8 protein-coding genes are annotated in these 12,115 nt (G+C 51.7%); 3 read left to right on the top strand and 5 right to left on the bottom strand.

Annotation, left to right across the window (positions count from 1 at the left end):
* Window positions 1-201 precede the first annotated feature (201 nt).
* Window positions 202-2,433 (top strand): RCC1 domain-containing protein, encoded by a 2,232-nt coding sequence (locus SPICO_RS09630; RefSeq protein ID WP_013738869.1) that lies wholly within the window; start codon window positions 202-204, stop codon window positions 2,431-2,433.
* Between the two features lie 61 nt (window positions 2,434-2,494).
* Here SPICO_RS09630 and SPICO_RS01180 read toward each other — a convergent pair whose 3' ends face one another.
* The gene (locus SPICO_RS01180) at window positions 2,495-3,127 is read right to left on the bottom strand and encodes a TetR/AcrR family transcriptional regulator (RefSeq protein ID WP_013738868.1); all 633 of its coding nucleotides are present in this window, start codon (window positions 3,125-3,127) and stop codon (window positions 2,495-2,497) included.
* Window positions 3,128-3,287: 160 nt separating this feature from the next.
* Between SPICO_RS01180 and SPICO_RS01175 the strand changes: the two genes are divergently transcribed.
* The gene (locus SPICO_RS01175) at window positions 3,288-4,757 is read left to right on the top strand and encodes a M20/M25/M40 family metallo-hydrolase (protein WP_013738866.1); all 1,470 of its coding nucleotides are present in this window, start codon (window positions 3,288-3,290) and stop codon (window positions 4,755-4,757) included.
* 21 nt (window positions 4,758-4,778) lie between these two features.
* Here the strand turns inward: SPICO_RS01175 and SPICO_RS01170 are convergent, their stop codons facing one another.
* From SPICO_RS01170 to SPICO_RS01160, 3 genes are all read right to left on the bottom strand, one after another.
* Entirely contained in the window at window positions 4,779-5,504 is a 726-nt protein-coding gene (locus SPICO_RS01170) for a DUF554 domain-containing protein (protein WP_013738865.1), read from the bottom strand.
* 151 nt (window positions 5,505-5,655) lie between these two features.
* On the bottom strand, window positions 5,656-8,262 hold the full coding sequence (clpB, locus tag SPICO_RS01165; RefSeq protein WP_013738864.1) for an ATP-dependent chaperone ClpB: 2,607 nt from the start codon (window positions 8,260-8,262) through the stop codon (window positions 5,656-5,658).
* A gap of 350 nt (window positions 8,263-8,612) precedes the next feature.
* Window positions 8,613-10,115, bottom strand: coding sequence for a sigma-54-dependent Fis family transcriptional regulator (locus tag SPICO_RS01160; protein ID WP_013738863.1), 1,503 nt, complete (start codon window positions 10,113-10,115; stop codon window positions 8,613-8,615).
* A 211-nt stretch (window positions 10,116-10,326) separates the two neighbouring features.
* Here SPICO_RS01160 and SPICO_RS01155 point away from each other — a divergent pair, with 211 nt between their 5' ends.
* The gene (locus tag SPICO_RS01155) at window positions 10,327-10,770 is read left to right on the top strand and encodes a Dps family protein (RefSeq protein ID WP_013738862.1); all 444 of its coding nucleotides are present in this window, start codon (window positions 10,327-10,329) and stop codon (window positions 10,768-10,770) included.
* Between the two features lie 99 nt (window positions 10,771-10,869).
* Here SPICO_RS01155 and SPICO_RS01150 read toward each other — a convergent pair whose 3' ends face one another.
* Window positions 10,870-11,994 (bottom strand): RCC1 domain-containing protein, encoded by a 1,125-nt coding sequence (locus SPICO_RS01150; RefSeq protein ID WP_013738861.1) that lies wholly within the window; start codon window positions 11,992-11,994, stop codon window positions 10,870-10,872.
* Between the last annotated feature and the right edge of the window lie 121 nt (window positions 11,995-12,115).

Here is a 12,115-nt window from a genome sequence, read left to right as displayed (position 1 = left end):
ACGTTTGAAACCGAATTTATTACCAATATTAACGTCTTAAATCACCAAATAACCCGAAAGTATTATATGCATTTCATGCAAAATCATACCTTTGGGTAATAGTAAACTGCCCATCAACGGATTTATACTATCGTATCATTACCTCCGCATTGGTTGGGCTGATATGCTGTCATCTTCTTCACGGAGAAAGGAAAAGACACAATGAGAGAGAGAGAGAGAGAGAGAGAGAGAGACGAAAATCTGAGAGCCCTGCGTATGAACAAATCTAGCAGATCTGTCTTTTTGGTTCTTACAACCATTCTGATGCTACTTGTTGCCTTTGTTTCATGCGCTGACAAACCGAACGTTTCAAGCTCCAACACAATACGCTTCATCTCCGAGATAGGACGCAAAGCCACCGCTGACTCCGGCTGGAGTATCGGGGATGAAGTCGGCATCTACATGGTGGAGGCTGGTGAGGACGTGGCTACTGTCGCCACGACCGACCGTGACAATGTGCAGTACGTGGCAGATACGGCGGACATCACCTTCTCCGCCTTCTCCGCGGCAGATGCCTCCAACCCCTTGAAGTGGGATGACATCTCCACCCCTGCCATCACACACTTTGACTTCATCGCCTACTATCCCTATGTATCATCCATCGCTGATACCACGGCTCTACCCATACATGTCTATCCGGGTTCCGGGGAACAGGATACCGGAAAAGCTGACTTCCTGTGGGGGAAGAAGGCTGGTGTCCAGAACAACACCTCTACGGTCAGCCTGACGCTCAGTCATGCCCTCTCCCGCCTTGTTGTCAACATCTCTCCGAGTACCACCGTTGATAAGGATGCCATCACGGGCGGTACGCTTGTCGCCACTGTCACGGGCATGAACACGCAGGCAACAATCGACCTGGACAGCGGAGATGTGGCTCCTGTCGTTCCCAGCGACATTGATGTCGTCATGAAGGACATCTCCGGCACGCTCACAGAAGCGGAGAGGACTGCGGGCAAGCGGCGGTATGAGGCCGTGTTGATACCGACGGACAACACTACCGCCCTGTCCTCCCTTGGTCTGCGTTTCACCTTGGGTGGCGAGACATATGAATGGGCTGCTTCCAGCGTAGCGTCCTCCGATGAGTACAGGATTGTCTTGGAAAGCGGCAAGACGCATGTCTACAACATGACGCTCAATACGGCGGCGGATAAAGTCGCCGTCGCGGAGATTCTCATAGGGATAGTGGACTGGAACACCGGAAGCGGGGTGAACGCGGCTGCTACGTTCAAACCATACCGAGCCGTCTCCGTCGGAGATTATCACACGATGATCCTGAAGACGGACGACACGCTTTGGGCGACTGGATGGAACAATGTTGGTCAACTGGGTGACGGCACTACGGATGACAGAAGCACGCCCGTGCCGGTCTGGGATTCCACCGATGGTTCCGTGAAAATGACTGGTGTCAAGGAAGTCTCCGCCGGAGGCTCTCACACGATGATCCTGAAGAAAGACGGGACGCTCTGGGCGACTGGAGACAACCAGTATGGTCAACTGGGTGATGGCACTATAATCACCAGAACTACTCCCGTGCAGGTCAAGGCTAGTACCGCTGATAACGACTTCATGACTGATGTCGCGGCTGTCTCCGCCGGAGATTATCACACGATGATCCTGAAGAAGGACGGCACGCTCTGGGCGACTGGAGACAACCAGTATGGTCAACTGGGTGACGGCACTTCGGGTGCAGTGAACAACAAAAGCACGCCCGTGCGGGTCAAGGATACTAGTGATGGTAGCGGGTTCATGACTGATGTCGCGGCTGTCTACGCCGGAACCAATCACACAATGATCCTGAAGAATAACGGCACGCTCTGGGCAACAGGACGGAACGATTTTGGTCAACTGGGTGACGGCACTACGGGTACAGTGAACAACAAAAACACGCCCGTGCGGGTCAAGGATACTACTGATGGTAGCGGGTTCATGACTGATGTCGCGGCTGTCTCCGCCGGAGGCACTCACACGATGATCCTGAAGAAGGACGGCACGCTCTGGGCGACTGGATCCAGCATAGATGGTAAACTGGGTGTCGGTGATTATAACGACAGAAACACGCCCGTTCAGGTTTCGTCCATGGGTTCTGATGTCGCGGCTGTCTCCGCCGGAAAGTATCATACGATGATTGTAAAGAAGAACGGCACGCTCTGGGCGACTGGAAACAACGTGTATGGTCAACTGGGGGTCGGTGATAATAGCAACAGAAACACGCCCGTGCCGGTTTCGTCCATGGGTTCTGATGTCGTGGCTGTCTCCGCCAGAGAGAGGCACACGATGATTCTGAAGAATGACGGCACGCTCTGGGGGACTGGACACAACGTATTTGGTCAACTGGGTCTGGGTGTCAGCGGCTCCGAACACAGTAAAAGAGTGCCCGAACAAGTCATCCTTTGAGTAGAAAACATGGGGAGAAGTGCGTACACCAAGCGATTAGCAGATTGCTTCATTGTGCATATCAGGAGCGGGGAACGACGCTGGTCGATAACGGGTGAGTTTTGAAGAACTCCAGATAGTTGGCGACCAGTTCCCTGAATTCTTCGGTGTCCGCCGTCTCAAGAAACGCAAGCTGGAAACAGAAAGCCTGGAGCAGCGTGATGAGATGGGATGTCAGCTTGTCTATGTCACAAGGAATGACATCATGGGCATCATGGATGCCGCGTCGCAATAATCTTTTGAAAAGGATGTTGAGCTTGGCGGTTCGCCGCATGATGATGGAGGAAAAATCCCTCCCCTCTTTCTTTATCTGAAGCATGACATCCACTAAGTTCGTCAGAGCTTCGACACTGTGTGATGCTACATCGATGATATCATCACAGATGGCGACAATCTTGGATATGGTGTCCCGTTGGGAGTTGCTCCACGCATAATCAGCGTACTTGGCGAACATATGGCTGGTGACCAGCTTGACCGCATAGTAGTATATCTGTTCCTTGTCCTTGAAATACTGGTAGAGGGTGGGACGGGAGATACCGCTTTCTTCGGCTATCAAGGAAAGGTTGGAATCCTTGTAGCCTTCACGGGCAAAGACCTTGAGGGCAGTCTGCAATATCTTTTTCTTTCTTTCCTCATGGTCAATTTTCTTTGGCATGGCTCTCCGTCATCCTTTCGCTACTTTTTACTATAATCATCACGGCAGCAATGGGACGAATCCATGGCCGACCCCATGCCTCCATCCAGTCGCTGGACATCACGTGTCCAACACTATACCATGGGGTACGAAAAAAACCAACTGCCGTGCGGAGGCACATATGTTCAGCTCCTTCATAGGATTGTCTATCATTCTCATCGTGTCAGCGATTTCCGCCGTCACCGTACTTCACTCATTCTTTTCCCTGCGGGCGTGGAAAAAAGAAAAGAACGCCCGTTCTGACCAGAAAACTCCCGTCCTGCCACCCGTGAATCGCGACAGAGCCGTGGAAAAGCTACGCCATATCCTGTGCATTCCCTCGGTCAGCTCCCCTGACCCCGACAAAATGCCTTGGGACGCTTTTGAAGCCATCCATGAGGCTCTGAGTCGTGATTACCCTCATGTCCATGCAAAAATGACCGTGACCAAAATGGATGGTTCCCTTATTTTTCATATGAAGGGAACAGATCCCTCCATCCTGCCTGCCCTTCTTCTCTCCCATCTGGACGTTGTCCCGGCAGGGAATGAAAAGCTCTGGATACATCCACCGTTCGCTGGAGAAATCGCCGATGGTTATGTCTGGGGCAGAGGAAGTTTCGACATCAAGGAACAGGTAACGGCCATCATGGAGGCATGGGAAATCCTTCTTGAAGGTGGCTTTGTTCCCGCGCGGTCATGGTATATCGCCTTTGGCTGTGATGAAGAAATATCAGGTCATCATGGCGCACAACGTATCTCACAGATGTTCGCTGAAAAAAAACTAAGATTTTCCTTGGTTCTGGACGAAGGCGGAGCCGTGGTGGAAAACTACATGCCCGGACTTTCCCGTCCGGTGGCAGCCGTGGGCATTGCTGAAAAAGGTTTCCTCAACGTGACGCTGTCCACGCAACGTGATGGCGGACACTCATCCACCCCACGCAATCCATCGGCCGTCGGAGTCATTGCCCGTGCGGTCGAACGTCTTGACTTCCACAAAGACCATCACCATTGGACCAATCCCGTAGTCTCCATGCTGCGGATACTCGGCCTCCAGAGCAGTTTCCCCTATTCTTTTCTGTTCATCAACAATCGAATCTTCCGCCCGCTGCTCACCTATGTATTCTCACACTCTCCCGGTACGGATGCCTTGATACGTACCACCCATGCCGCCACAATGTTCACTGGCAGCCAGGCAGCCAACGTGATTCCTCCGTCCACGTCAGCAGTCATCAACTACCGCCTGCTTCCGGGAGATACCAAAGGAAAAATACTGGAACGCATACGTAGGAGAATCGCGGATGATTCCATAATCCTGGATACGGACAACTATTCACCCCCGACGACAATCTCGCCTGTGGACGGAGACGCCTTCCGCACGCTCCAGGATGCAATCAGCCGCGTCTTCCCAGATGCCGCCATCACCCCGTACCTGGCGCAAGGAGCCGCCGATGCACGGTATTATCAAGTAGTCAGCGACGCAATCTACCGCTTTACACCGGTACAACTGGATACATCGGAAGTATCGCGCATGCACAACTATGACGAGAGGCTCAGCGTGGAGAACATGGAAAAAGCCGTCTGTTTCTTCCTGGATCTGATACAGAGATGGTGACCTGAAAATAGAAAAACAGAATCAGGAAAGGCCGAAAAGTCCGCTCAACCATGGCGATACGGCGGTAAATATGGGAGCAAGAATCAGAGCAGGCAGAAAATTTCCTGTCTTGAATTTCTTTATTTCCAACAGATTGAACCCAATCATCAACAGCAGGACGCCTCCCACGGCCGCCAGTTCGGCTATGCCCTTCTCTCCCATGAGAGGCTCCAGCCATGAACCTGCCACGGTAAAGAAGCCTTGATAGACGAAGATAGAAATGGCCGATGCCATGACCCCTGACCCGTAGGCTGCGGCCAAGATGATGGCCATGGCACCGTCCATCACCGATTTCAGCATAATCAGTGAATAATCTCCCCGCACCCCGACGTCGATTGACCCGACGACTGCCATGGCTCCAGAGCAGAAAAGAACCGAGGCCGTAAGAAAACCGAATCCAAAGCCCTGCTTGCCTTCTTCTTCCGTGGAGACGCTTTCAACCGGATGTTTCTGGAACTTGTCGCCGAGAGACAGGATGTGATCCTCAATACGCAGAGCATACCCGCACATGCCTCCCAAGGCGACGGAAAATATCATGATGAGATAGCTCTGAGTTCCCAACGCCATCGATATTCCGATTATCAAGGTGACAAGGCCGGAAGCGGAAAACACCACGGAACGAAAATGTCCGGAGATTCTTTTCTTGACAAGAAGTCCTATGCAGGAACCCACGATGACAGCAATGCTGTTGATGAAGACGGCGACCATGCTCCTTCCTCCCGGTACGGTACATAGGCTGACTATGGAAGGAGGATGCCGCAAAATCTATTGCGACATCCCCCGGACATGTAAAATCAGTATATCGTCAAGTTGGATTTCTGCTCAAGATTCCCCTTGCGCTTCCGTCTCTTAAACTTTCTTAACCTTCCACAGACGTTCCGCCAGGCGCATCAGTGATGCTGATTGTCACATCCCCATCCTTTACGGAAAGCGCAATGACGGAACCTTCGGCAACATCCCCGCCCAGAAGCCTGACCGCCAACGGGTTTTCAATGGCATTTTGGATAGCTCTTTTGACCGGACGCGCACCAAAATTTTCATCATACCCGATAGAAGCTATGTAGTCCGTCACGCTGTCATCCCACTTCAAGATGAACCCACGCCGGGCAAGCCGCCATGAAAGCAGCTCAAGTTGCAGACCGATAATCCGGTGTATCTGCTCGCGTCCCAATCGGTTGAATACGATGATTTCATCAATGCGGTTGATGAACTCAGGTTTGAACGAAGCATAAATCACCTGTTCCACGGCGATACGGGACTCCTCGGCGCTCCTGGCCTCCAATATCTGCTGGCTTCCCAGGTTGCTCGTCATGATGATGATTGTGTTGGTAAAGTCAACCACCCTTCCCTGTCCGTCAGTCAGCCTGCCGTCATCAAAGACTTGCAGAAGTACGTTGAATACATCCGGATGAGCTTTCTCAACCTCATCGAACAGGATGACCGAATACGGACGCCTGCGCACTATTTCCGTAAGCTGTCCGCCTTGGTCGTATCCCACATATCCGGGAGGAGCTCCGATAAGACGACTGACAGAGTATTTCTCCATGTACTCGCTCATATCAATGCGGGTCAACGCCTTTTCGTCATCGAAAAGGAAACTGGCAAGCACTTTTGCCAATTCCGTTTTTCCCACTCCGGTCGGACCGGCAAAGAGAAAAGTTCCCAAGGGTCTGTGTTCGTCCCCTATGCCAGCCTTGTTGCGCCGGATGGCATGTGCCACGGCACTGATGGCGGCATCTTGCCCAATGACCTTCTCAGACAAAATCTTTTCAAGATTCCGGTATTTATCCATCTCGCTGCCCATCATCTTGGCGACGGGTACACCTGTCCAGTTGCTCACGATGCGGGCGATGTCATCCTCCGACACTTCCTCACGGAGCAGGCGCCCTGATTCCTGATGGGACTCAAGAGTTTTGTTCAGCTTCCCGATTTCCGCTTGCAGCGCGGGTATCAGGCCATGCCGAAGTTCCGCCGCACGTGAAAGATTGCCGTTCCTCTCGGCACGATGTTCTTCAATGCGGAGGTTTTCAAGTTCTTCTTTCTTGGCGCGAATCGTACCTATGGCATCCCGCTCATTGGTCCACTGGGCATGCATGACATTCCGCTTTCCCTGTAGCTCACTGAGTTCTTCCTTAATTTTCTCCATCCGCTTGACAGACGTATGGTCGTTTTCACGATTCAACGCCTGTTGCTCAATGTTCAACTGGAGTATCCTGCGCTCAATCTGATCCAGCTCCACAGGCTGGCTCTCTATCTCCATCTTGAGCTGGCTGGCCGCCTCGTCCACAAGGTCAATCGCCTTGTCAGGCAGGAACCTGTTGGTGATGTATCGGTTGCTCAGTGTGGCCGCAGCGACAAGCGCCTCGTCCTTAATCCTCACGCCATGATGAACTTCATAGCGTTCCTTTAAACCGCGTAGAATGGCAATGGTGTCCTCAACGCTCGGTTCCTTGGTGTATACCGGCTGAAAACGTCTTTCCAAGGCTTTGTCCGTCTCGATGTACTTGCGGTACTCGTCCAGCGTGGTAGCTCCGATAGCATGAAGTTCCCCACGCGCCAAGGCTGGTTTGATTAAGTTGGAAGCGTCAGTTGAACCTTCGGCGGCTCCCGCCCCTACAATGGTATGCAGTTCATCGATGAACAGGATGATTTTACCTATGGAGGCAGTGACTTCGGCTACGACCGCCTTGAGTCTTTCCTCAAATTCCCCGCGGAACTTGGCTCCCGCCACAAGTGCGCCGACATCCAAGGACAGCAGACGTTTATCCTTGAGTGATTCCGGGACATCACCGTTCACTATCCGCTGGGCAAGTCCTTCGACAATTGCTGTCTTTCCGACACCCGGCTCACCAATGAGTACAGGGTTGTTTTTGGTTCTGCGGCTGAGAACCTGCATGACGCGGCGGATTTCCTCGTCACGCCCGATGACGGGGTCAATCTTCCCCTGACGGGCAAGAGTGGTCATATCCTTCGTGTACTTGTCCAGGGACTGATAGCGACTCTCCGGATCTTCGTCGGTGACACGTTGTGTACCGCGGATGCTTTGAAGCGCCTTCATCACGACATCACGGGTGATGCCGTTTTTCTTCAACAAATCAGCCACCGGGCCCGAATCATCCACCGCTGCCATGATGAAGTGTTCGGCACTGGTGTAGTCGTCCTTGAACTCCTTTGCTATCTTTTCAGCAGCATAAAGCTGGTTGGTCAGCCTCCCGGACAGTCCCCGCTGCATCGATCCTCCGTAGGATTTTGGCATACGTGAAAGCATCTGGGTCAAATCGGCCTCTAAACGGGAACCCCCGTATCCCATCCTGTCAAACAAGGGACGCGTCAAGCCTTCCTGCTGGCGTGCCAAGGCAAGCATGAGGTGCGTTGTATCAATCTCAGGGTTGCCGTTCTCATAGGCAAGGGAATCCGCGGCTTGCAGAGCCTCGCGTAATTTGACGGTCATTTTTTCACTATTCATTCTTCAGTATTCCTCTCATCTTTTATCTTGAAATTCATAAGGATTTTCAATCACTCATGGTGTGGTCGATGATGGAGGCATGATCATGCAGAAGCCTCTGGCAAAGCTCTCTGTACTTGGTCAATATACTAAGGACAGAAGATAAACGGCAATGAAAGACGCAGGGAAACACATGAGAAAAATTCTTTTATGGAAGAAAAACCCTTTAGACCCACTTCCGAGGGATTACGAAGATTAAAATTATTCCGGAGCATTGATGAGCATACCCTCTATAACAAAAATCACCTTTGTCTGCCTGATTACATTATCAATCTGCTCTTGCCTTCATCAATAACACATCAATGGAACCATCAGGTCAGTCCCAGCTTTTTCATGCGGCTCTGCAAGGTCGATGGCTTTAGTCCCAGCTTCACTGCCGCTCCCTTTTCTCCATAGACCCGTCCGGCGCACAATGACAGCACATGGGAGATGTAGTTCCTCTCCATGTCCATCAGGCTCATGAAGCCCTCCCCGCCGGATGGGAAATTCAAGACAGGGGGTGATGAGACCCCGGAACCCGTAATCATTTCTGCGGTAAGCTCCCCGCCACGGGCAAGGATTGCTGCCCGCTCCATGGTGTTGCGCAACTCACGGACATTGCCTTTCCATGGCCGGGCAAGGAGAGCGTGAAGCGCATCATGAGTGAAGTATAGGCCGCCCCATCCTGAACGATGCCGCATCTGTGACGCAAAATACTCTGCCAGGATAATCACGTCATTTCCTCTTTCCCTCAAAGCAGGCAACGTAATGGGGAATACGGAGATGCGGTAATAGAGGTCTTCGCGGAAATTTCCTTTGGAAACCGCTGCGGCTAAATCAACATGAGTCGCCGCAATGATGCGCACGTTCACCCGCACGGTATGCTCCCCTCCGACCCGCTCGAAGCATCCTTCCTGCAAGGCGCGCAACAACTTGGGCTGGAGTTCCATGGGCAGTTCTCCTATCTCATCCAAGAAAAGGGTTCCTCCGTCAGCAAGCTCAAAACGCCCTTTGCGCATCGCCTGCGCTCCGGTAAAAGCTCCTTTCTCATGACCGAACAACTCGCTCTCCGCCAAGGACGCAGGCAAAGCGGAACAGTTCACCGCCACAAAGGGACCTCCGGCATAGGCGGACAGTTTATGGATGGCTCGCGCGGCTTCCTCCTTGCCGGTTCCTGTCTCTCCGAGCAGCAGGACGGAAGAATCCGTGGCGGCAACCAGCTTGATATGCTCCTTCACAGCCTCCCATTTCACAGAAGACCCGATAAAATGCGCAAAGGCATCAGCATCCTTCTCCAGCAGACGATTGCGTTCCGCCAGAAGCCGGGCATTGCTTTCCCGAAGGAAACGGGCGTTTTCACTCTGGGTAAGGGCAACGGCAATGAGCCGGCTGATTACATGGATGAATCCTATGATATCAGATGAGAAAGCACCGCACCGCCTGTTGTCCAGCGTCATCATGCCCACCGTCTGTCCGTCCAGTTCCAACGGAGCAACCATGCAGGAATGCTCGTCGGGCAAGTCCAGTAGTGCCTCATAGGTATCCACATGTTCCTTCTCCTCATCAAACAAGTGGGGAACTCCAAGATGCAACAATTCCTTCAAGTCAGGACGTTTGTCCAAGGACAGGGAAAATCCATCGAGTCGATGTGTTGCCAATGGTCCGACAGCGGAATGTACCCTCAAGGTATCCGCGCCATCGTAACTCATCACCACCGCCAGCTCATAGTCAACCAGTTCATGAAGGGCGTCCAGTACGATGCGCATGGTCTTTTCCGGTGCCAGGCTGACGACTCCCATCATGTCACCCATCATGTTTGTTGGCAAATTGTCCATGCCTCCCCCCTTCTCACCGAAAATACAGATGTACCGATATTTCGTTTATATTACACCGATATTTCGGTGAAAATAAAGACCTTTTCCGAGAAATTAGTGACCAGATAATCTCTTTTGTTTGCTATTTACTTATATTCTCTATGGTTATATATTCACATATGAAAGTTGGCACGTTCATTGCTAACATAATAAATACATGGAGGATATTATCATGAACAAAAAAATCAGTGACGCGTTGAAAAAACATACCGCCGACAGTTTCGTCCTGTGGAGCAAGTTCCACAATCTACACTGGAATGTCTACGGACCCCAATTCAAAGCCACGCATGTGTTGCTTGAGGAATACTATGACGAGCTTTCCGAGGATTTCGATGCTTTCGCCGAGAGACTCCTGCAACTTGGTGACAAACCCCCTGTGACCATTGACCAGTTCAAGAAACTCACGTCTTTCTCCGAGGAAACGAAGGATTCATTCAGCGCTGAAGAAAGCCTTTCCATAATCCTGAAGGACTTTGAAGCCCTGAACAAGGAATACAGTGCAGCCAAGGCCGCTGCTGCTGAGGCTGACGACTATGCGACCGAAGACCTGTACAGCGGCATCATCAGCCGTATCCAGAAGCAGATCTGGATGCTCAAGGCTACATTGCAGAAATAGAAACAAAACCAGCTCTCTCCACTGGTGCATTGTTTTCAGAGGCCATCGCCGTGCGATGGTCTCTTTTTGCATCTTCCGTCACACCATGATGGCGGAGGTTCAGAGTATAATCTTCACGGGCGTGCTTGTGTCGTCCGGAGTACCATTACCCAGTTGACCCTCAATGTTATATCCTGTTCCCCAGAGCGTCCCATCTTTTTTCAATATCATGGTGTGACTGCCTCCGGCGGAAACAGACGCGACATCAGTCATGACCTGCACGGGCGTGCTTTTGTCTTCATTATTACCGATACCCAGTTGGCCATAATAGTTGTATCCAGTCGCCAATAGCGTGCCGTCCTTTTTCAGAATCATGGTATGATTGTCTCCGACGGAGACAGTTGCGACATCAGAACCCATGGACGAAACCTGCACGGGCGTGTTTTTGCTGGTCATACTACCATCACCCAGTTGACCCGCATTGTTCTGTCCAGTCGCCCAGAGCGTGTCGTCTTTTTTCACTATCATGGTATGAGCGTATCCGGCAAAGACCGCCGCGACATCAGTCATAATCTGCTCAGGTGTATCCTTACTGCTCCACGTACCATCACCCAGTTGACCATCATTGTTCCGTCCAGTCGCCCAGAGCGTGCCGTCTTTTTTCAATATCATGGTATGAGCGTATCCGGCGGAGACAGAAGCGACATCAGTCATAATCTGCTCAGGTGTAACCTTATTGATCCACGTACCATCACCCAGTTGACCAGGAGTGTTGTATCCTGTTCCCCAGAGCGTCCCATCTTTTTTCACAATCATCGTGTGCTCATTTCCAGCGGAGACTGACGCGACATCAGTCATTATCTGTACGGGTGTATTTTTGTCTGCCTGATCCGTAGCGCCGTCACCCAATTGTCCAAAGAAGTTTTTTCCTGTAGCCCAAAGTGTTCCGTCATTCTTCAGGATCATCGTGTGACTGTTTCCGGCGGAAACTGCCGCGACATCAGTCATGACCCTCACGGGCGTGTATTTGTCCTCATCAGTGCCATCCCCCAACTGTCCATACCAGTTGTCTCCTGTCGCCCAGAGCGTGCCATCATTCTTCAGGATCATCGTGTGATAGAGTCCGGCGGAAATTGCTGTGACTTTGGCGGATGGTTTTGGCTCCCCTGGACAAGCTGTCAGAAACAGCGTGAACAGCACAACAAGAATTGCAGTCATCCCATATCTGAAAACAGTCTTCTTCATAAAGATACCTCCCTTGGTACAGAACCCACCCAAGGAGAACGCCGATTGTCAATCACCGGTAATTACGCTTTCAGTTCCACTGCCAATCGGCTTCCCACCCTTCTGATTTAAAATCTTATCA

It is taken from the genome of Parasphaerochaeta coccoides DSM 17374 (assembly GCF_000208385.1).
GTDB lineage: Bacteria > Spirochaetota > Spirochaetia > Sphaerochaetales > Sphaerochaetaceae > Parasphaerochaeta > Parasphaerochaeta coccoides.
Note: the sequence above shows the minus strand (reverse complement) of the source record. Positions and strands in the feature narration are given on the sequence as shown.